Annotated in this window: 17 protein-coding genes and 1 pseudogene; 10 read left to right on the forward strand and 8 right to left on the reverse strand. The window is 73.3% G+C overall.

Annotated features, from left to right (window positions below; genetic code table 11):
• Window positions 1-291 precede the first annotated feature (291 nt).
• From afsR to IEY56_RS07450, 3 genes are all read left to right on the forward strand, one after another.
• The gene (gene afsR, locus IEY56_RS07440; RefSeq protein ID WP_189036313.1) at window positions 292-3,246 is read left to right on the forward strand and encodes an SARP-family global regulator AfsR; all 2,955 of its coding nucleotides are present in this window, start codon (window positions 292-294) and stop codon (window positions 3,244-3,246) included.
• A 218-nt stretch (window positions 3,247-3,464) separates the two neighbouring features.
• The gene (locus IEY56_RS07445; RefSeq protein ID WP_189036314.1) at window positions 3,465-3,767 is read left to right on the forward strand and encodes a hypothetical protein; all 303 of its coding nucleotides are present in this window, start codon (window positions 3,465-3,467) and stop codon (window positions 3,765-3,767) included.
• A 203-nt stretch (window positions 3,768-3,970) separates the two neighbouring features.
• Complete coding sequence (locus tag IEY56_RS07450) at window positions 3,971-4,114, forward strand: hypothetical protein (protein ID WP_158715449.1); 144 nt, start codon at window positions 3,971-3,973, stop codon at window positions 4,112-4,114.
• A gap of 73 nt (window positions 4,115-4,187) precedes the next feature.
• Here the strand turns inward: IEY56_RS07450 and IEY56_RS07455 are convergent, their stop codons facing one another.
• Window positions 4,188-4,736: a hypothetical protein gene (locus IEY56_RS07455; protein ID WP_189036315.1), complete on the reverse strand. Its 549-nt coding sequence runs from the start codon at window positions 4,734-4,736 to the stop codon at window positions 4,188-4,190.
• A gap of 313 nt (window positions 4,737-5,049) precedes the next feature.
• Here IEY56_RS07455 and IEY56_RS07460 point away from each other — a divergent pair, with 313 nt between their 5' ends.
• Window positions 5,050-5,832 carry a hypothetical protein gene (locus tag IEY56_RS07460; protein ID WP_189036316.1) on the forward strand — a complete coding sequence of 261 codons (783 nt, stop codon included), beginning with the start codon at window positions 5,050-5,052 and terminating at the stop codon, window positions 5,830-5,832.
• Window positions 5,833-6,026: 194 nt separating this feature from the next.
• Here IEY56_RS07460 and IEY56_RS07465 read toward each other — a convergent pair whose 3' ends face one another.
• The 3 genes from IEY56_RS07465 to IEY56_RS07475 all read right to left on the reverse strand — a co-directional run bounded on the left by IEY56_RS07465 (window position 6,027) and on the right by IEY56_RS07475 (window position 10,103).
• Window positions 6,027-6,410, reverse strand: a complete 384-nt coding sequence (locus IEY56_RS07465; protein ID WP_189036317.1) for a VOC family protein — start codon at window positions 6,408-6,410, stop codon at window positions 6,027-6,029.
• A 50-nt stretch (window positions 6,411-6,460) separates the two neighbouring features.
• Complete coding sequence (afsK, locus tag IEY56_RS07470; protein ID WP_189036318.1) at window positions 6,461-9,061, reverse strand: protein serine/threonine kinase AfsK; 2,601 nt, start codon at window positions 9,059-9,061, stop codon at window positions 6,461-6,463.
• Between the two features lie 217 nt (window positions 9,062-9,278).
• Complete coding sequence (locus IEY56_RS07475) at window positions 9,279-10,103, reverse strand: VOC family protein (protein WP_189036319.1); 825 nt, start codon at window positions 10,101-10,103, stop codon at window positions 9,279-9,281.
• Between the two features lie 309 nt (window positions 10,104-10,412).
• On the opposite strand from IEY56_RS07475, the gene IEY56_RS07480 reads away from it, so the two are divergent.
• Both IEY56_RS07480 and IEY56_RS07485 read left to right on the forward strand, forming a co-directional pair.
• The gene (locus IEY56_RS07480) at window positions 10,413-11,057 is read left to right on the forward strand and encodes a TetR/AcrR family transcriptional regulator (RefSeq protein ID WP_045865382.1); all 645 of its coding nucleotides are present in this window, start codon (window positions 10,413-10,415) and stop codon (window positions 11,055-11,057) included.
• A 144-nt stretch (window positions 11,058-11,201) separates the two neighbouring features.
• Window positions 11,202-12,344, forward strand: a complete 1,143-nt coding sequence (locus IEY56_RS07485) for a flavin-containing monooxygenase (protein WP_373292046.1) — start codon at window positions 11,202-11,204, stop codon at window positions 12,342-12,344.
• Here IEY56_RS07485 and IEY56_RS07490 read toward each other — a convergent pair.
• Entirely contained in the window at window positions 12,271-13,194 is a 924-nt protein-coding gene (locus IEY56_RS07490) for an NAD(P)H-dependent oxidoreductase (protein ID WP_189036320.1), read from the reverse strand. The genes IEY56_RS07485 and IEY56_RS07490 overlap by 74 nt on opposite strands.
• 70 nt (window positions 13,195-13,264) lie before the next feature.
• Here IEY56_RS07490 and IEY56_RS07495 point away from each other — a divergent pair, with 70 nt between their 5' ends.
• Complete coding sequence (locus tag IEY56_RS07495; RefSeq protein ID WP_189036321.1) at window positions 13,265-14,335, forward strand: GlxA family transcriptional regulator; 1,071 nt, start codon at window positions 13,265-13,267, stop codon at window positions 14,333-14,335.
• A 16-nt stretch (window positions 14,336-14,351) separates the two neighbouring features.
• Here the strand turns inward: IEY56_RS07495 and IEY56_RS07500 are convergent, their stop codons facing one another.
• Window positions 14,352-15,785: an MFS transporter gene (locus IEY56_RS07500; protein ID WP_189036530.1), complete on the reverse strand. Its 1,434-nt coding sequence runs from the start codon at window positions 15,783-15,785 to the stop codon at window positions 14,352-14,354.
• Between the two features lie 19 nt (window positions 15,786-15,804).
• On the opposite strand from IEY56_RS07500, the gene IEY56_RS07505 reads away from it, so the two are divergent.
• A complete protein-coding gene (locus IEY56_RS07505) occupies window positions 15,805-16,830 on the forward strand; it encodes a GlxA family transcriptional regulator (protein WP_229711697.1) in 1,026 nt (341 codons plus the stop codon).
• Between the two features lie 378 nt (window positions 16,831-17,208).
• Here IEY56_RS07505 and IEY56_RS28320 read toward each other — a convergent pair.
• Window positions 17,209-17,664, reverse strand: a pseudogene (locus IEY56_RS28320) (ATP-binding protein); the annotation flags it as partial.
• Between the two features lie 494 nt (window positions 17,665-18,158).
• Window positions 18,159-18,539, reverse strand: coding sequence for an STAS domain-containing protein (locus IEY56_RS07515; RefSeq protein ID WP_175439791.1), 381 nt, complete (start codon window positions 18,537-18,539; stop codon window positions 18,159-18,161).
• A gap of 365 nt (window positions 18,540-18,904) precedes the next feature.
• On the opposite strand from IEY56_RS07515, the gene IEY56_RS07520 reads away from it, so the two are divergent.
• Window positions 18,905-19,513 carry a sigma-70 family RNA polymerase sigma factor gene (locus IEY56_RS07520; RefSeq protein WP_189036323.1) on the forward strand — a complete coding sequence of 203 codons (609 nt, stop codon included), beginning with the start codon at window positions 18,905-18,907 and terminating at the stop codon, window positions 19,511-19,513.
• On the forward strand, window positions 19,476-21,008 hold the full coding sequence (locus tag IEY56_RS07525) for a zf-HC2 domain-containing protein (protein ID WP_189036324.1): 1,533 nt from the start codon (window positions 19,476-19,478) through the stop codon (window positions 21,006-21,008). Before IEY56_RS07520 ends, IEY56_RS07525 begins: the two co-directional genes overlap by 38 nt.
• The last annotated feature ends 90 nt before the right edge of the window (window positions 21,009-21,098 follow it).

Here is a 21,098-nt window from a genome sequence, read left to right on the forward strand (position 1 = left end):
GTGTGCAGGGAAGCGCTTACCACCGCACGGCGGACACCCGCCGGGCACGGGACGCGTAAGGCCGGGGCTGCGCCGCGGACGCGCGCGTACGCAGCGGATACTTCCACGCGGGCGCGTCCCGAGCTGACGGCTCCGGCCCGGGGCCCCGGCCTCTCCTGTCGCAGCAACCTCCCCTGCCGACCCCGAAGTTCGAAGGACTCGTGAGGGACCTGGTGCCGTGCTGACGCGAAGCTCACCGGCAAGGCAGACTGATCCCTGCGGTAGTGCAAAACGGAGCGCAGGGGGGCAACCATGGGCGCCGAGGGGAAAGTCGGCCACGGAACGGAGCAGCAGGAGCACCTGCTGCACTTCGCCGTGCTCGGTCCCGTCCGCGCACACCGCGACGGCCAGGACCTCCCCATGGGTTCGCCGCAGCAACGCGCCCTGCTCGCCGCGCTGCTGCTCCGCAAGGGCCACACCGCTACCGCAGAGGAACTCATCGACGGCCTGTGGGGCGAGGACCCGCCGGACCAGGCGAAGGCCGCGTTGCGCACGTACGCCTCCCGTATCCGGAAGGGGCTGGGAGCCGACGCCGAACTGCTGGTGAGCGAGTCCGGCGGTTACGCCGTCCGCACCGGCCGGGCACACTCCGACGTCACCTTCGACCACGACCTGGCCTCCGCGTACGCCTCCGAGGCGGAGAAGTACCTCGCGGGCGGGGACCGCGCGAAAGCACGCGAGAAGTACGAGGCGGCGCTGGAGCAGTGGGGCGGCGAGCCACTCGCCCACGTGCCGGGCCCCTTCGCGGAACGGCAGCGCGACCGCCTCAGCGAGTGGCACCTCTCCCTGCTGGAGAACCGGCTCGACCTCGACCTCCAACTGGGCGCGCACGCGGGCGCGGTCTCCGAACTCACCGCCCTCACCGCCGCTCACCCGCTGCGCGAGAGACTGCGCGAGCTGCTGATGCTCGCCCTCTACCGCAGCGGACGGCAGGCCGAGGCGCTGGCCGTGTACGCCGACACCAGGCGGCTGCTCGCCGACGAACTGGGCGTCGACCCGCGCCCCGAACTGGCGGATCTCCACCAGCGCATCCTCGGAGCGGACGACAGCCTCGCTCTCGAACCCGACGAACCGTCCGGGCCCAGCACGCCCAAGCTCGCTCAGCCCGCCCAACTTCCCGCCACGGTCGCGGACTTCACCGGCCGAGCCACCTTCGTCGCCGAACTGCGCGACCAACTCGCCCAGGCCGAGGGCACGGTGATGGCCGTGTCCGCCGTGGCGGGCATCGGCGGCGTCGGAAAGACAACGCTTGCTGTCCACGTCGCCCACGCGGCGGCCGAGCACTTCCCCGACGGCCAGCTCTACGTGGACCTCCAGGGGGCCGGGCCCAGCGCCAGCGAACCGGCGACGGTGCTCGGCGCGTTCCTGCGCGCCCTCGGCGTCGACGACACGGGCATCCCCGAAGGCGTGGAGGAACGCTCCGCGCTCTTCCGCTCGCTGCTCTCCGGCCGCCGCGTCCTCACGCTCCTCGACAACGCCCGCGACGCCGCGCAGGTGCGGCCCCTGCTCGCCGGCGCGAAGGGCTGCGCGGCGCTGGTCACCAGCAGGGCCCGCATGGTCGACCTGGCCGGCGCGCACCTCGTGGACCTCGACGTCATGAGCCCCGACGAGGCGATGACGCTCTTCACGCGCATCGTCGGCGAGGAGCGGGTCTCCGCCGAACGCCAGGCGGCGATGGACGTCGTCGGGGCCTGCGGGTTCCTGCCGCTCGCCATCCGTATCGCCGCTGCACGCCTCGCCGCCCGCCGTACGTGGACGGTCTCGGCGCTCGCCTCCAAACTCGCCGACGAACGCCGGCGGCTGGACGAGCTGCAGGCAGGCGACCAGGCGGTGAAGGCCACATTCGAACTCGGCTACGGCCAGCTGGACGCCGAACAGGGCCGCGGCTTCCGGCTGCTGGGCCTCGCCGAAGGGCCGGACATCTCCCTCACCGCGGCGGCGGCCCTCCTGGACCGCCCGGCCGACGAGACGGAGCACCTGCTGGAGTCGCTGGTCGACGCGTCCCTCCTGGAGTCGGCCGCACCCGGCAGGTACCGCTTCCACGACCTCGTGCGGCTCTTCGCCCGCGCCTGCGCCGAACGCGACGAACAGCCGCCCTCGGAACAGGAATCCGCCCTCAACCGCCTCCTCGACTTCTACCTTGCGACGGCCTCGAAGGTCTTCGCCCTCGAGAAGCCGGGCGAGCGGGGCGCGGAGCACCTCATCAAGCCGTCCGGCCCCGGGATGGCCTTCCAGGACCAGGACGCCGCGCTGAACTGGCTCTTCTCGGAGGCCGACTGCGTGCTCGCCTGCGTGGAGCAGGCCGCGGGGCGGGGCATGCTGCGGCACGCCGCCGACCTGCTCATCGCGATCAAGGACTGCGCCGACTCGGGAGTGCACTCCCTGCGCTACGAGCGGGCGGCCACGACCGTGCGGGACGCGGCACGCGCTGCCGGCGACGCCCTGGCGGAGGGCCGCACACAGACGATGCTGACGCATGTCCACGTCGTCGCCGGCCGCTTCAGCCAGGCGGACGAGGAGGCGAAGCGCGCGCTGCTGCTCTCCCAGGAGTCCGGCGACCCGCTGGCCGGCTGCTGGGCCCTCAACGACCGCGGCATCATCGCCAACTGCCAGAGCCGTTTCACCGACGCGGAGGCCCATCTGCTGCAGGCAGTGGAGGCATGCCGACAGGACGGCAACCGGCCCAGCGAGGCGAGCGCCCTGTCGAATCTGTCGCAGGTCTATCTGGCTCTCGGCCGCACAGACCAAGCGATCCAGCTCGCGCGGCAGGCGTTCGAGATCTACGACAGCCTGAACCACAGGATGCGTACGGCCAACGCCATGTACGTGCTGGGCAGGGCTCTCACTCAGGACAAGCGCATCTCGGAAGGGCTCGAGCAGCTCAGGCGCGCCGCTGCCTTGTTCCAGGAGACCCGGCAGCCGTTGTGGGAGGGGGTGGCCCACTTCCGCATGGCCGAAGCCCACTTGGCGGACAGGAGTCCCGCCCAGGCGGCGGGGCACGCGGAACAGGCGCTCGCCCTGCGCGGCATCGGCGGCGAGTGGATGCGCGGAAGGATGCTGACCGTGCTGGGCCGCGCGCTGGTGGCGCTCGGCCAGCGCGACCGTGCGCGGGTGTGCTGGAAGGACGCCCTGGCGGTGTTCGACGAGATGGGGGCCACCGACGCCGAAGAGGTGCGCTCGCTGCTCACCCCTGCTCAGGCGGCATAAACGGCGCCGAGGGCCGCTGCCATCACTCGTTCATCGATCGTTTATCGCGGTCCGCCATTCTTCTATACGTCGATCCGCCGCTTCGGGGGGAGAGCGGATCACGGGGGAGGCCGCGGCCTGGCTAAGGTAAGCGGCCCATGGTCCGCCCGGCGGCCCGCGGGGGAGTCGCTGGGCGGACATGCAGCACGAACGAGCCACCAAGCCAGGAGAGTTCAGTCATGAGCGAGACAGCACCTCCCACCGTCGGGGACCTCGAAGAGATGGCGACCACGGGCACCACGGAGAACCACTCGCCCATCCTTCCGGCGCAGAAGACCGGAGAGAACGGGGAACTGGGGACCACGGAGAACCACTCGCCCATCCTTCCGGCGCAGAAGACCGGAGAGGAAGGGGAGCTGGGGACCACCGAGAACCACTCGCCCGTCGCCCCGGCCGGAGACAAGGCCGCAGCGGAGGGGGACGACGGTGTGACGACACTCGAGAACCACTCCCCCATCGCGCCGCCCAAGGGCGTGGCCTGAGAGACCAACACCACGGGGGACACGGCGGGGCTTGGCGTCAGTGGCGGGGAGGGGGTGCCGCTGCCGCCAGGCTCCGCTGCTTGAGGGGGATCCCAGGGGGGAACCCTGACGGTGTGCCAGTGGCAGGATCCGCCAGAACGATCCGTGGCCTGCCGTACGCAGATTCGACGTCACTCACGACCACGGTCTTCGAAGGAGAAGGAATGCCCAGAATTCTCAAAGCACTCGTCGTCTGCTCGTTACTGATAGGCGCGGCGGTGGCGCCGGCCGTGGCCGCGGAGGAGCCGCAGACGACGACCGCTCACGGAGTGCACACCAACGGCACCACGGAGGGCCACACGCCCTGAACGCCTGAGCAGACGTGAAGAGGGGCGGGCCGGTAGAACACCGGCCCGCCCCTCTTCCGCTGTCCCGCCGCCCTCAGCGCACGTGGACGACCTTGCAGGAGGCGACCTCGGCTATACGGTCCGGGTGGCTCATGCGGACGTCGACCGGCTTCTCCTGCCTGGACCCGACCGTGACCTCCGCGGTCCCGGAGTCGACGTACAGGCCGGACGCGTCGGCGAACTCGACCTTGACCTCGTAGGTCTCGCTGCCCCTGTTCGGGTTGCGCACGCTCACGACGGCCTTGGCGGACGTCCCCGACCCGGCGGCGCACTGCGTGACCGTCGACGAGGGCTCGCTGTCGCGCCGGGAGCTGCTGGAGTTGTTGTACCGCGATCCGCTTCCGGTGGTGCTGTTGTAGCGGCGGCCGCCGCTGGTGGAACCCGAGGTGTAACTGCTGTCGTTGTCGTCGTCATAGCTACTGCTGCTGCTGTGGCTGCTGGAGCTGGAGCTGCTGCAGCCACCGCCCTTGCTGCTGCTCCGGCTCCCGCCGCCCTTGCCGCCCGACGAGCGCGCGGGGCTGAAGCCGCTCAGCGCGACCAGGACGACCGCCACGGCGGCGATGAGCTTGAGATGACGCGACATGGTTGAGACCCCCGAATGTGTCATGGCTACTGGGGCTGGATACCCCTGGACGGGGACGTGCCGACCGCCCCGGAAGTTCCGTCAACTGCCCTGCCTTTACGGAACTTTGGGAGTCGGTGGATCGGAGCGGGCTGCCGCTCCGTCTCCCCGCCGCAGGCGCGCGCGAGGGGTGCCGGCGGGACGGCGGCAGATGCCCTGAAGTGGCGGAGATGTCCCGGCGGGCGTAGCTTTTCGAGTAGGACTACGCACCCTTCGGTGCCGGCCCCCGGCTCCCGTCGGGCCAGGCCAGGCGCCGGGAAGCGAGGCGAAGGCGATGGTCCGGAACCTGTTCGGCCTCCTGCTCGCGCTCGCCGGAGCGGCTGCGGCAGTGTGGAGTCCCTTCCGCGCCTGGTACCAGAACCGCGACGGACGCACCTTCCGCCTGCAGGAACTCTTCTCCGGCGCGGGCGTCACCGACGCCCGCGCGGACCTGTGGACCGGGCTCTTCCTGCCGATGGCGGCAGCAGCAGTGCTCACGCTCATCGCCGCCCTCCTGCGCTCCCGCCTGCTCGTGGCGCTGGCGGGCCTGCTCGTGCTCGGCTTCACCGCGCTGTGGATGGTCCGCCAGGGCCAGGCCGCCGGAAGCCTCACCGCGGGCGGGGACGGCCTCGGCGAGGGGGCGGGGCTCGCGGCGGGCGGCGGCGTACTGCTGCTGCTGGGCTCGCTCGTGATGCGCGGGCGGCGCACCGGCTCCAGACGCCGCGGAGCGCACGCCCGCATCGACGACGGCGACGGCTACGAGCCGTACGGCGGCTACGAACCCTCCGAATCGCCCGACCCCTACGGCCCGTTCGGGACGACCCACGGACCGCACGGCGCCTACCAGGCGGACGACGGGTACGGCCCGCCGCCGGGCTACGACGAGACTCCGGCGCAGGAGTGGGACCCGTGGTCGCGTCCGGCTCGGCAGCAGCCGCCGCCGGACGAGCCGTACCCGCCGCAGGGGCCGCAGCAGCTCGGAGAGCAGCCTCCCCCGGGGCCGGACCCGGGAGCGGGCCCGTCCGGAACCCAGCGGATCCCGCGCCGTCCTGACCAGCGCGGCGACGGCCCGCACTGACGAAGACCCGTACTGACGAAGTCCGGCCATCCGCGCCGACGCCGCACGCCGTACGGGGCCCGGACCGTCCGCGCGCCGGTGCACCCAGGACGCAGGGTGACGCCGGAACGGCCGGTGACAGGGCTGTCAGTGACCCGTAACCGGGTCGGAAGAAGGGCCCGGTCTCAGCCCCCGGGCAGCCGGTGACCGGGCTGTCAGTGGGCGGGCAGGAAGAGGCAGAACGGGTGCCCGGCCGGATCGATGAGGACGCGTACGCCCTCCTGCGGCTGGTACTCGGCGACGCTCGCCCCCTCGGCCACGGCGTAGGAGCTCGCCTCGTCGAGGTCGTCGACCCCGATGTCCAGGTGCATCATCATCTGCTGGTCGCCGCGTCCGGCCGGCCACACGGGCCGCACGTGCTCGTCCTCCCGCTGGAAGGACAGGCCCGCGCCGCCGCCGGGCGCCTCCAGCATCACCCAGTCCGGCTCGTCCCACTTCACGCGCCAGCCCAGCAGCCGGCGGTAGAACTCCGCCAGCTCACGCGGCTCGGGGGCGCCGAGCACGGTGGCCGAGAGCCTCGTACGGGGTCGTCCGGTCACGGCGCCTCCTGCTCCACTGATCCACGGGAAGGGGTCTGTGCCGCGAGCGGTCAGCCGTGACGGGCCTGACCCGTGCCCTTCGCGGCGTCCAGGGCGTACACGCAGCGGTCCTTGCTGCACGCGTAGATCACGCCGCGGTCGGCCACGGGCGAACCCGTGATCTCACCCCCGGTCGCGAGCTTCCACCGCAGCTGGCCGCCCACGGCGTCGAGCGTGTAGAGGCAGTGGTCCGCCGAACCGAAGTGCACGCGGCCCTCCGCCACCACGGGCGCGCCCACGACGTCGCCGCCCGCCGCGAAACGCCACCGCGGCGTTCCGCTGACCGCGTCGAGCGTGTACAGCGCTCCGCCGCTGCCCAGGTGCACCAGGCCGTCGGCGACGACCACGGGCTCCGTCGAGTGCCGGGCCTCCGTCGCGATGCGCCATCTGTCCTGGCCGCCGGCCCCGTCGAGGGCGTAGACCGTGCCGAGGTAGTCGGCGAGGTACACGCCGCCGCCCGTGACGGCGGGCCCGGGAGCCAGAGCCGGCGGGCAGAGGAAGACCGCGGGGGCGTCGAAGCGCCAGCGCTCCGTGCCCGAGGCCCCGTCCAGCGCGTAGACGCGGGAGCCGGCGCACATGTAGAGCACGCCGTCGTCCCCGGGCGTCAGGCGCAGGGGCACTCCCCCGGTGGCGGTGGCGTCGCCCACGGGGTACGACCAGCGTTCGCGGCCCGTGCGGGCCTCCAGGGCGTACAGGCGGCCGTCGCCCCACGTGTAGACCGTCCCGGCGTGTATCACCGGGCCGCCCTCGGGGGTCTCGAAGTCGGCCTGCGCGCCGCCGAGTTCCCACAGCTTCTCGCCGCTCGCCGCGTCCCACACCTGGACGCCGCCGCCGCGGGTGCCGGTGACGAGCGTGCCGCTGCCGCCGGTGGTGTCGGCCTGCAGCGAGTAGACCCAGCCGTCGGCGGGGACGCGCCAGCCCTCGGAGCCGTCGCGGGCGTCCAGGGCGTAGAGGCTCGGACCGTCGGACGCGTGGACCCGGCCGTCCGCGACGGTCATCGACCACGCGACCTCGCGCGTCTTGAACTGCCGCCGCCCGCTCGCGACGTCCAGCGCGTGCACCTCGAACGACGTGACGTAGAGCAGGTCGTCGGCGACGACCGGCGTCCCCCACACGTCGTTCGACATGCGGAAACGCCACGGGCGCCAGCGCTGCGGCGCCCCCTGGCCGGCGTCCGGCCCGCCCGGCGTCGCGGCCACCATCGGCGCGGGCATCCCCGGCCCGGCCTGATCGGCGGCGGGAGGCGGCACGGCTGCGGCGCCCGGCCCGGGAGACGGCTGCGCGCCGTTGGGCGGGCGTACCCATCCGGTGGCGGGCCCGGCGTCCTGGTCCGCGCGCACGTCGTCCGCGCGGCGCGGGCCCGGGCCGATCGGGACCTGCGACCCGGGCAGCCGGACGGGCGCGCCGTCGACGACGGCTTCCTGCGGCACCGGGGACGTCCCCGGCGCGTGACCGGGCTGCGGCGGCGCCGCGGGCGGCGTCGTCACGGCACCCACCGCTGAAGGGCCCCCGGGGCCCGCCGGGATGGCGTGCCGCGGCCCGGCGCCGTGGCGGGCGCCGGGCGATGCGCCGCCGGCCGGAGCCGCAGCGGGCGGGGACGGTGAGCCGGCCGGGGCGGGCACCTGCGCGGCGGCGTGCGCGGGGCGTCCGTCCGGCGGGGCGGGGGCGGCCTGCGGCGGGTCCTCCTGCCGGTGCGAAGGGCGTCTCGGCGTCGGACGCGCGCCCCGCTTCCGCTCGATGAGGGCGACGGCGCCGGCGGGCAGCCACGCGGAGGCCGTACCGCTGTCGTCCCCGCCGGAGGAGAACAGATGCGGCGCGAGCTGGGCCTGCAGGTCGGCCGGGCTGGGACGTTCCTCCGCGGACATCCGCATGCACGACTCGATCAGCGGCCGCAGCTCCTCGTCCATCCCCTCCAGGTCGGGGCCTTCGCGCAGCAGCATGAAGACTGTCTCCACCGGGTTGGCCCCGTGGAAGGGGGCGTGGCCCGTGGCGGCGAAGACGAGCGTCGAGGCCAGCGAGAAGATGTCGCTGGCGCCGGTGACGCTGCGCGAGTCCCGCGCCTGCTCGGGGGACATGTACGCGGGCGTGCCCACCGCCACGTTCGTCATCGTCAGGCGGGTGTTGGAGACGCCGGAGGCGATACCGAAGTCGATGACGCGGGGGCCGTCCTCGACGACGAGGACGTTGGACGGCTTCAGGTCCCGGTGCACGAGCCCGGCGCCGTGGATGGACTCCAGCGCCTCGGCCACACCGGCGGCCAGCCAGCGGACGGCCTGCACGGGCAGGGGACCGCACTCGTTGACTATCTCCTCGAGCGACGGAGCCGGAACGAACGCCGTCGCCAGCCACGGCACGGCCGCCCGCGGGTCCGCGTCCACGACGGCCGCGGTGTAGAACCCGCTGACCGCCCTGGCGGCCTCGACCTCCCGCGTGAAGCGCACCCGGAACAGCTGGTCCTCGGCGAGCTCCGTACGCACTGTCTTGATCGCCACGCGCCGGCCTGACGCCGACCGCGCGAGATAGACCAGCCCCATGCCTCCGGCACCGAGTCGGCCGAGCACCTCGAACGGGCCGATCCGCCGCGGATCGTGCTGCGTCAGCTGCTCCACCACTTGCCTGCCACCTCCCCGTAGGGGCCAATCGACATCCGCCCCGTGCAGCTTCTCACTGCCGCGCCGGACACAAGGTCCTCAGGCCGATTCTTCCTGCCGGAGCCGCCGGTTGCGAACCCGGGGCCTGCCCTGCGAGTTCTCCACATCCAGAACGCACCCCTCCGGTGGCCGTCCGGCCCGTGCTCCGGCCGCCGGAGACCGCCCGGCCTCCCGGCCCTCACGCGTCACCCGGGGCCGCGGCGGAGGCGGTCTCCAGCACGGCGAACCGGGTCCCCTGGTCGTCCGCGAGGACGGCGTACCGCCCGTACGGCGAGTCCTCGGCCTCGCGGACGGCGCGGCCGCCCATGCGCACGGAATCGTGGACGGCGGCGTCGCAGTCGTCCACGGCGAAGTAGGTCAGGAAGTGGGCGGGCACCCGGGCAGGGTAGATCTCCTCCACCAGCGAGCGCCCGCCGATCGCGTGCTCTTCGTCCGCGGGCGCGCCCCCGGGGGTCCACATCATGAAGTCGGAACCGCCGCCGATCTGCGTCGTGCCGTATCCGAAGACACCGGTGTAGAACGCGTCGACGGCCTCTTTCCGGGCGGCATGGGTGACGGCCTCGGTCCAGACGTACGCCCCGTGCACGCCGCGCACCCCGAACCCGGCCTGCCTGCCGGGCCGCACCTCCAGCAGCCCGAAGACGGCACCGGACGGATCGGCGGCGACGGCCACCGTGCCGCCGCCGTCCGCGACGGCGGGCTCCGTCAGCACGTCGCCGCCCGCTTCGCGGATCCTGGCCACGGCGGCCCGTACGTCGGAGGCAGCGAGATGGAGGTTCCAGGCGGTGGGGAGCCGGCCGTCGGGCTTGGGGAAGAGTCCCGCAGCGGCCCTGCCGTCCACGCGGGCCGTGGTGTAGCCGCCGGGGACCGTCCGCGCCGCCGGTTCGTCGAACGTCCAGCCGAAGAGCTCGCCGTAGAAGCGCTTCCCGGCCGCGACGTCGGGGAGCATCGCGTCGGCCCAGCACGGCGCCCCTTCGGCGAGCAGCTCCGCCCGTACCGCCATGACCGTGCCTCCTGTGCTCGGCGCCCCTCTTCGCGCCGGTTCCGGCGCCCGGCTGCGCGCCCGCGTGCGCCTGCCCCCACAGCCGTGCTCGCGCGCCTCTCCTCTTACGCGTGCCCCCGCACCCGTACGGGCACGCTAGCCGCGTTCGCGGGCCCCCGCAGTACTTCGCGGCCCCCCGCAGCACAACGGTTCGAACAGGCGGGCGGTGCCGCCGCCCCGCGGCACCCGTTGCGAGGCGGCGGGCGTGGCCGGAACCCCATTTGCATGCGGCCGAATCGCGCTGTCGTTCCCCGTCGATAAGCTGACGGCATGACACAGGTTCGAACTGTCGACGGGCGAGTAGCGGGACGCCGCGGGCAGGCGACGCGGCAGAAGCTGCTCGACTGCCTCGGCGAGATGCTCAGTTCGTCGCCGTACCGCGACGTCAAGGTCATTGATGTCGCCCGGAGAGCCGGCACCTCTCCAGCGACCTTCTACCAGTACTTCCCGGACGTCGAGGGCGCGGTCCTCGAGCTGGCCGAGTCCATGGCGAAGGACGGGGCCGTGCTCAGTGAACTGGTGTCCGACCGCTCCTGGGCGGGCAAGTCCGGCTGGCGCACCGCCGAGGAACTCGTCGACGGGTTCCTCTCCTTCTGGCGCAAGAACGACGCCATCCTGCGCGTCGTCGACCTGGGCGCCGCCGAAGGCGACAAGCGGTTCTACAAGATCCGCATGAAGGTGCTCAACCACGTCAACGGCCCTCTGACCAAGTCCATCAAGGAACTTCAGGCCAAGGGCCGCGTCGACAAGGACGTCAATCCCGCCGCCACCGCCGGCGCCCTGGTGACGATGCTCGCCTCCGTGGCCGGGCACCAGAAGGGGTTCCAGACGTGGGGTGTCAAGCAGGCCGAGCTGAAGCCCAATCTGGCACTGCTCGTCCACCTCGGCGTGACGGGCCGCAAGCCCACCAGATGATCTGTCAGTTCCGGCCACTCCCAGAAACGTTTCTCCATCGCGTGGCGGGAACCCGTACCAACTCCGCGGACCCCGCCGCCACGTGCTCTTCCCGTGACTCTTCCGTGACGGGAGCGCCACGCCGCCGGCACTAAACTCCGCGTCATGCCCATGACCGACGACGGGGTTCCCGTTCACATCATCGGCGCCGGTCCCGGCGGGCTGGCCACGGCCGCCGCCCTGCACGAACGGGGCATCAGCGCCGTCGTACTGGAGAAGTCCTCCTCCGTCGCCGCCTCCTGGCGCACCCACTACGACCGGCTGCGGCTGCACACCACCCGGCGGTGGTCCGCCCTGCCCGGTCTGCCCATCCCCCGCTCCTACGGGCGCTGGGTCTCCCGCGAGGACTTCGTCCGCTACCTGGAGAGCTACGCCGAGCACCACGGCATCGAAGTGGCCACCGGAGTCGAGGTGGACACCGTCGAACGCGGTGACGACGGCTGGGTGCTGCACGCCAACGGCGGGCGCCGGCTGACGACGCCCGTGGCCGTCGTGGCGACCGGCTACAACCACACCGCTCACCTCCCGTCCTGGCCGGGCCGCGAGAACTTCGACGGCGAGCTGCTGCACGCCTCGCGGTACCGCGACGGGAAGCCCTACGCGGGCAAGGACGTACTGGTCGCGGGCGTGGGCAACACCGGCGCGGAGATAGCCGTCGACCTCGCGGAGTCGGGTGCCGCACGGGTACGGCTCGCGGTGCGCACCGTCCCGCACATCGTCCGCCGCTCCACGCTGGGCTGGCCCGCACAGGCCAACGGGATCCTCTGCCGCCGCCTGCCGACGAGGATGGTGGACGCGCTCGCCGCCCGCATGGCCAAGGCGGCGGTGCCGGACCTGTCCGACTACGGGCTGCCGCGTCCCGAGACCGGCCTCTACACCCGGGCCCGCCAAGGCGCGATCCCGGTGCAGGACGTGGGGCTGATCAAGGCGGTGAAGACGGGGAGGGTCGAGCCCGTCGCCGCTGTCGAGTCGTTCGACGGTTCCAAGATCCAGCTCGCGGACGGCACGACCGTCGGCCCGGACGTCGTCATAGCGGCGACGGGCTACCGGCGCGGCCTGGAGGACCTCGTCGGCGGGCTGGGCGTGCTCGACGAGCGGGGACGCCCCCTCGCGCACGGCGCCCGCACCCACCCGGACGCGCCGGGGCTGCACTTCATCGGCTACACCAACCCGCTCAGCGGGATGCTGCGCGAGCTGGCGATCGACTCCCGCAAGATCGCGCAGGCGATCCTCCGGGCGACCGCGTGACGGACTCCGCGTCCGGGCCGCCTGTGCCCGGGCCGCCGCTCCTCACGTGGACGTCCAGGCCGTCTACGTCCGGAGCGATCCCGGGCAGCAGCGTCAGCCGCTCGTCGTAGTCGCCGCCCCGCTCGCTCCGGTAGGGCAGCGGCTCCTCGTCCGGCAGTCCGCGCAGCCGCTCCCGAAGCCTGCGGGCGTACGCGCGATAGCCGGCCTCCGTCAGCCGGTCGGCGCCGTACACCGTGAAGGGCTCGTGCGGAGCCATGCCGGTGTACCAGAACGTGCCGTGCAGCAGCGGCCACAGCACATGGCGGATGTCGCCGTGGACGCCGCGCGGGCCGAAGCCGCTCTCCCGCGCCCCGGCCGAGGTGATCACGAGGGCGCGTCTGCCCGCGAGGCCGCCCTCCCCGTACCGCAGCGTGCGGCCGTCCTCGCCACGCAGCCCGAAGGCGAAGCCCTGTACGAGCACGCGGTCCAGCCAGCCCTTCAGGATCGCGGGCGGGCCGAACCACCAGAGCGGAAAGTGCAGGATCAGGGTGTCCGCCCACGCGAGCTTCCGCTGCTCCTCGCGGACGTCCTCGCTCTGCCCGCCGTGCAGGTAGGCGCGTTCCTGCTCCGCGCCCACGGTGAGGCGCCCCTCCGCACCGCGTGACACGGCGGGCGGAGCGGACCCGGGGGAGCCGGGCCGGGCGGGCGCGCGCACGTCGGAGGCGTCCAGCACCGCCTTCCAGCCCATCGCGTACAGGTCGGAGACGCGGCTCTCGTGGCCCGAGGCGGCGAGTTCGCTCAGGCCCTCGCGCATCAGGGAGGCGTTCAGGGAGCGCTGCTCGGGGTGGGCGAAAATCCAGAGAACCTTCATGCTCCGAGGGTGCTGGCCGCGCCCCGCACCGGCGAGTGGCCATATGGCCGGGTTGTGCAAGGATCTGGCCATGGAGAAGGGCACGCGGGACACGGCCGCCCTCGAAGGGACCAGGACCGGCAGCGGGACGGACACCGGCCCCGCTCGGCCCGCGTTCGCACACGACGGCCGCCACAGGGTCGCCGTGCTGGTCAGGCCGGGCGTGATGCCCCTCGAACTCGGCCTGGTGCACCAGCTGTTCGGCGCGGCGCGGCACGCGGCGGACGGCCGGCCGCTGTACGAGGTGGTCACCTGCACGCCGTCCCCCGGGCTGCTCCGCACGAACGCGGACTTCCCCGTCCACGTGTCGCACGGGACCGGCGCCCTGGCCGAGGCGGAGACGGTGATCGTCCCGGCCACCCACGAGGAGGACGAACCCGAGTGCGCCGGACGTCTCGGCGGCGCTCTCGCCGAAGCCCTCGGCCGTGTCCGACGCCCCGGTACGCGCGTGGCGTCCATCTGCACGGGCGCCTTCGTGCTGGCCGCGGCCGGCTGGCTGGACGGCAGGAGGGCGACGACGCACTGGAAGTCGGCCGGCCGCTTCCGGCGGCTCTTCCCCGCCGTCCGTCTCGACCCGGACGTCCTCTACACCGGGGAGGGCGATCTGTTCACCTCCGCCGGTGAGGCGGCGGGCATCGACCTGTGCCTCCACCTGATCCGCCTCGACCACGGGGCGGCCGTCGCCAACGACGTGGCGCGCTCCACCGTCGTACCGCCGCACCGCGAGGGCGGTCAGGCACAGTTCATCGCGGCTCCCGTCGCCCGGGGCGGGGGACGCTCCTCCACGGGCGAGGCCCGCGAGTGGGCCCTGCGGAACCTCGGCCGGCCCCTGTCGCTGCGTGAACTGGCGGGCGTCGGGTCCATGAGCGTACGGACGTTCACGCGGCGCTTCCGCGAGGAGACGGGGCTCACGCCCGTCCAGTGGCTGACACGTCAACGCGTCGAGCGGGCACGGCAGTTGCTGGAGGAGACGGACCTGCCCGTGGAACGGGTCGCCGCCGACGCGGGTTTCGGTACCGGCGCCTCGCTCCGCCAGCACATGCAGGCGGCCCTCGGCGTCTCCCCGCGCGCGTACCGGGCCACGTTCCGCGGGCCGCGCTGACCGGGTGGAGGGTCCGTCAGCGGACGTCCGGAGCAGGCTTCTTCCCCGCCCCGCCCGCAGCGCCGGCCGCCGCGCCGGCGCCCGGCCCGGCCGCTCCCCCGGGCCCGTCCTTCCGTATGACCAGCGCCATCAGCGCGGCCGTCGCGCACAGCGCTCCCGAGCCGATCCACGCGACGTCGTAGCTCCCGAACGTGTCCCGCACCAGCCCGGCGAGGAACGCGACGACGGACGCGCCGATCTGGTGGGAGGCGAGGACCCAGCCGAAGACGATCGCGCCGTTCCCCCCGAAGTGCGCGCGGCACAGAGCGATGGTCGGCGGCACGGTGGCGACCCAGTCGAGCCCGTAGAAGATGATGAAGAAGAGCATCGAGGGCTGCACGGACTGGGCGAACAGCATCGGCAGGAAGAGCAGCGAGATCCCGCGCAGCGCGTAGTAGACGGCCAGCAGCCGCCGGGGGTCGAACCGGTCGGTGAACCAGCCCGACGCGACGGTGCCCACCAGGTCGAAGACGCCGATGACGGCGAGCAGCGTGGCGGCGGCCGGTACGGGCATCCCGTGGTCGTGCGCGGCGGGCACGAAGTGGACGCCGACGAGACCGTTCGTCGAGGCCCCGCACACGGCGAAGGTCCCGGCGAGCAGCCAGAAGACCCTGGTCCGGGCGGCGTCGCGCAGCGCCCGCAGCGTCCGCCGGGCGGCTCCCGGGGGCGCGGGCGGCGGGCTGACGTACCCGGGGCCCGCCCCGTACGGACGCAGTCCGCAGTCCTCCGGCCTGTCGCGGAGCACCCACAGCACCAGCGGCACCACGGCGAGCGCGGCGAAGGCCACGGTCAGGGACGCCGCGCGCCACCCCGGCCCCTCGACGAGCAGCGCGACCAGCGGCAGGAACACGAGCTGCCCGGCCGCGGATCCGGCGGTGAGGATGCCGCTGACCAGTCCGCGCCGTTCGACGAACCAGCTTCCGGAGACGGTGGCGGCGAACGCCAGGGCCATCGATCCCGTCCCCAGCCCGACGAGGAACCCCCAGCAGAGCAGGAGCTGCCAGGTGGCGTCCATGAAGACGGTGAGGCCGCTCCCCGCGGCGATCAGCAGCAGGGCGCCGGAGACGATGCGGCGTATGCCGTAGCGCTCCATCAGCGCGGCCGAGAAGGGCGAAGTGAGCCCATAGAGCAGGACGTTGACGGAGACCGCCGAAGAGATGGTGCTGTGCGACCAGCCGAACTCCTCGTGCAGGGGGTCGATGAAGACGCTCGGGGTGGCGCGGAAACCCGCCGCTCCCACCAGCGCGACGAACGCGACGGCGGCGACCCACCAGGCGCGGTGGATGCGCGGAAGGCGCCGGCCGCGGGCAGGGCGGCCGTCCGGGCGGCCGGGGTCGGGGAGTCCGGTAGTCCGAGTCACGGAACCAGCGTGTGGTGTGGTGCCTCCGCGAGCGAGTGGCCCGAAGGCCATGTTGTGCGAGGATCGGGCCATGAGCGTCTTCCGCCGTCCGCACCGCCACCGTGTCGCCGTCCTCGTACGGAACGGCCTGCTGCCCATCGAACTCGGCATCCCGCACCGCCTGCTGGGCTGGTCCTGGGACGAGCGGGGCGAGCGGCTGTACGAGGTCGTCACCTGCGCGGTCCGGCCGGGCCCCGTGCGCACCGACGCGGACTTCACCGTCACCGTCGAGCACGGCCCGGAAGCGCTCGCCGAAGCCGACACCGTGATCGTCCCCGCCTCGCACGAACTCGACGACGCCTACGCCGGCGGACAGCTCGACGCCCCGCTGGCCGCCGCTCTGGCGCTCGTTCGCCCGGGGACCCGGATCGCGTCGATCTGCACGGGCGCGTTCGTGCTGGCGGCCGCCGGACTGCTCGACGGCAAGCGGGCCACGACGCACTGGGCGTCCTGCGAGCGGCTGCAGAGGATGCACCCGGCGGTCAAGGTCGATCCGGACGTGCTGTACGTCGCGGACGGCGACGTGCTCACCTCGGCGGGAGTCGCGTCGGGCATCGACCTGTGCCTGCACATGGTGCGGGAGGACTTCGGCGCCGCGGTCGCCAACTCGGTCGCCCGGCGCACCGTCGTACCGCCCCACCGGGACGGCGGGCAGGCACAGTTCATCGAGCGGCCGGTACCGGACGCGGAGACGAGTTCGACGGGCGCGGCGCGCGACTGGGCGCTGCGCCACCTCGAACGGCCCATCGGACTGCGGGAGTTGGCGTCGAAGGAGTCGATGAGCGTACGGACGTTCACGCGGCGCTTCCGCGAGGAGGTGGGGACGAGCCCGCAGCAGTGGCTGACGCGGCAGCGCATCGAGCGGGCGCGCCATCTGCTGGAGAGCAGCCGGCTGCCGGTCGACGCGGTCGCCTCGGCGGCGGGCTTCGGCTCGGCGTCGTCGCTCCGCCTGCACTTCCAGTCGGCGCTGGGCGTCTCGCCGAGCACGTACCGGCGCACCTTCCGCGTGGGCGCGGGCGGCGCGCCTGGCCGGGACGCGCCGCCGGGCGGCGAGTGAGAAGGGAAGCCGCGCGGCACCCGGTCGTTCGTGCCCGGCGCCCACTCGCACCCGCGCCCGGCTCGCGGCGGCAGCCTGCCGCCACCGGTGCCGGCACTCCGTGGGGACCGGACCACGACCCGTACTCGCCGAGGAGCCGCGCGCCCCTCCTCGTCGTCCCCTCGCGAAGAATCGCTCACTCCAGGGCGATCAAGCGGACACGAAACGTCAACACCCGAGCCCGAAAAGGCTGTTCCCCCCGCTGATCCCGAATTGCCCCCGCGCCGGCCGCGATACGCCCGGGGCCGCCCCCTGCGGCACCCTGTCCGGCCTCACGCCCTTCGGCGGCCCGCCCGTCGGCCGCGCCGCGGCGGCCGCCTTCCCGGGCCCCACGGCCACGGCAGGCCGGCCCACCGTTCCCGTGGCGGCCACGGCGGAGGGGCGCTCCCGCTCGTCCGGGACGCGGTCGAGCTCGCACCAGATCCGCTTGCCCGCGCCTTCACGCTGCCACCCCCAACGGTCCGCGAGGCCCGAGACCAGCTCCAGGCCGCGCCCGTGGGTGTCGTCGCCGTCCGCGCGGCGCTGACGGGGAGGGACGCTGCTCATGTCCGCCACCTCGACGCGCACCGCGCCCGGCGCCATGCGGCCGGGCAGCAGCATCCGGAGCACGGCCGGACCGCCCGCGTGCACCACGGCGTTGGTCACGAGCTCCGACACCAGCAGCAGCAACGTCTCCACCAGCTGCTCGTCGGCACCGACGCCGCATGCCGCCAGCCGCGACCTGGCCCACCTCCGTGCGCGTCCCACCTCCTCGGGGTCCGCCCCGATCTCCAACTGCACCTGAAGGACCTGCACCGCTCACACCGTCCGTACTGGCAAGCACATCGCCTCGCGTCTGCAAGGGGTCACGTTCCGTGAGCCCGATGGAGGACAGCATCGTCGACTCACACTCGGGCCAACAAGCGCTTCAGGCATATTCCGGCGCAAAGGAGTAGCGGTACTGCATACTGTGCGGCACCTGTTCAGACGGAGAGGAAGGCGTGCGCATCACGCCACACCGTCAACAATGCGGGCACCTGCGAATTCTCCGCATCCAACGGCGGTTATCGGAGCGGGACATCGCCTTCCGTCGGCCGCCGCGGGCAGGGACGGGCCCGGCCTTCCGGCAGCGCCCCGCCCCGGGAGGACGCGCGGCGGTGGCCACTTCCGCGGACGGACTCCGCGGGCGGTTCGGACGCCGCACCCGGCGGCGGTGACTCACCCGGGCCGAGTCGGCTCGCCAGGGAGTCGGGAGCGCGAGAGTGCGCTCAGGGCCGTTCAGGCCTTCGGGGTTCGACCGTCGAGGCCGGTCAGGCCGAGAGAGGGCCGGCTGCGGCCCCCTGCTGGGTCGCCGCGCTCAGGTCGGGGTAGCAGTCGAAGAGGCGCCGCACACCGAGCGCCGCCAGCACGCGGTTGACGTGGGAGCCGTCCTCGGCGCCCCGCGCGGGCAGGATCAGCCTCAACTGACCGGCGCAGGAGCGCATCAGCCGGCGTGAGGCGATCAGCACGCCCACGCCGCTGGAGTCGCAGAAGAGCACTTCCGAGAGATCCAGAACGAGGCTGCGCCGCCCGTCGGCCACCGCGTCGTGTACGTGCTGCCGTACCGCGGGCGAGGTGACGAGGTCCATCTCCCCTGATACCCGGAGGACGGCCCACTCCCCCCGCTCCTCCTCCAACACCTTCAACGACACGTCTTCGCATCCCCTTCGCTCGAGTGGGACTCCGCCGCCTTACCGGAAGCTGTCCTTCCTGGTGCGGCTGCCCGTGCCCCCACGGTCAAAACGAGCCAATCACCAGACCCTAGGTGCTTGTCAGCCAGTTCTCCCCCGCAATAGTCGCAGTCATACCCGCAATTCTCCCTGGCAATTTCAGGTGTGATCGGGCAGCGACCGTACTTGAGACATATCGCAACGTGACGGGATCGACACCATCCGCGATCAGTACGAAGGCACATTGCCGCAAAGAGGCGTGCGTTGTCAGCCCCTCGCACTACATTCGAGGGGCCGAAGGGGGACAAGGCGGTTGCGAAGCGGCATCGAGTTGGCTGGGAGCCACCATGGCGAATGACACACCACCGCACTGGGACCGGAAGATGCAGCAGCGGCTGGCCCGTGGTGAGGCAGCCGCGCTGGGCGAGTTGTACGACCGTTTCGCTTCGCTCGTGCACAGTCTCTCGCACCGGGTGCTCGACGACGAGTCCGCAGCCGACCGGACCACACGCGACGTCTTCGGCTACATCTGGGAGAACCCGCAGGCCTACGACCCGAAGAGCGGCCCGATGCGCTCCTGGATAGCGGAGGTGACGCAGCGGACGGCGGCCGGGCGGCTGCGTGAGCAGCACCGCGAGGAGGGGCCGCAGTCCCCCGGGCACCACGAGCGGACGGAGGAGAAGGTGCGGGCCGCGTCCACCGCCGCCCGGGCCGACTACATCGTCACCTCGATGCCCGCCTCGCTCCGCGCGGCCCTGGAGCTGACGTACTTCCAGCGCCGCGACTACCGCCAGGCGGCACGGCAGCTGGGCGTCACCGACGACGAGGCGAGACGGCGGCTCCGTCTCGGCCTGCAGTTGCTCTCCTCGGCGTCCATCCGGCCGCTGCCCTCGCAGCCGCACGGCGGGGGCGTCCCCTGTGAGAGGGCCGGACGAGCAAGGCGGCGGAGCCGGTGACGGCGGCGCGGACGGCGGCGCGGACTGCGGCAGTTCACCCCGGGACGGAAGCACGGACGGCGGCTCCGGAGAGGGGGCGGCGGAAGGGGGCACCGAGGGCAGAGCGGCCCAGCCGCCCCGCATACCGCCGCCGAGAAGCCCCGCCGACGACTCGGAGGGCGCCGCCGCGCCCCATGGCCGCTCCGCTGCCCCGGAAGACCGGCAGCCGCCTGCGCGGCCCGAGCCGGCTCCGCCGGCCCGGGAGCCCGTCCAACTCGCCGGACAGCCCGAGCAGTTCGACCACCGCGTGCTCAAGTCGCTCCTCGGGGCGTGGGCGCTCTCGGCGTGTTCGCCGGAGGAGACCGCCGCCGTGGAGGGCCACTTGAGCGAGTGCGGCGCCTGCGCCGACGAAGCCCTGCGGTTGCGGGACGCCGTCGCGCTGCTGCACCCGGAGGACAGCCTCGATCTCGATCCGGCGCTGCGCTCACAGGTGCTCCGCGGCTGCATGGTGCGCCGGGCACCCCGCGTTCCGGTCCCCGAGTGGGCCGCCCCGTACGACGCGGAAGCCTCGCGCCTCGACGCGCTCCTGCGCGACATGGCGGACGAGGAATGGCTCACCCCGGTCCGGCTGCGCTGGTTCGACGCCCGGCACCGGGAGAAGCGCGAGAGGGACACGACGGTCGCGGGCGTGATCGCCCACCTCCTCGCAGTGGACGGGCTCGTCGCCTCCGCTCTCGGCATGCCCGACCCTCTGGACGTGGCCGCCGCGAGCGGTAAGGACCGCACGGACGACGGCTCCGGGCGCGCGGGGACTCCGCACGGGCAGCCGCACGGCGCCGCGGAGACCGCCGCCGCGGGGGCCCGTGACGGCGTCTTCCCGCAGCCCGTCGACCCCGCGGAGCGGACCGAGCAGTTCTGGCGCGCGGACTGCGACGTGCTGCGCACGCCCGCCGCCCGCCGCCACTGGCGGGAACAGGGCCACGCCCTGCTGCGCACGGCGTCCTTCGCCAGTGACCGGACGGCCGGAGTGCGCGTCCCCTACGGCGAGTTCACGCTCCCCGTGCGCGACGCGCTGCTGGAGCGCGCCTTCGAGTGCTGGATGCACGCAGAGGACATCGCGACGGCCATCCACTACCCCTACACCGCGCCCCAGAGCACGCACCTGCACCACATGGTCGACCTCGCGGCGCGGATGCTGCCGGAGACGATCGCCCGCCGCCGCCGCGCCGGCCTCTCGGGTCCGCCGCGGAGGCTCAGCGCGGCGGGCACGCCCGGACGCGCACTCCACCTGGAGGTCGAGGGCGACGGCGGCGGCGACTGGTACATCCCGCTGGACTCCCCCGCCGCCGCCGTCCGCCCGGGCGACGCGGTGGCCCATGTCGCTCTGGACGACTACGAGTTCTGCCAGCTCGCGGCGGGCCACGTCGCTCCTGCTGAGGCCATGGCGGGATGGGACGGGGACCGCGAGGCCATCGAGGACGTGCTCTTCGCGACGGCTTCGCTCTCGCGGATGTAGCCCCGACGCGAGTGCCGGCGGCGGCTGTCGAGGTGCGGGCGCCGGAGGGCCGTTGGGTGCGGGCGCCCACGGGGGACGGGTGACCGGTGG

Source organism: Streptomyces daqingensis (genome assembly GCF_014645895.1).
GTDB classification, from domain to species: Bacteria; Actinomycetota; Actinomycetes; order Streptomycetales; family Streptomycetaceae; genus Streptomyces; species Streptomyces daqingensis.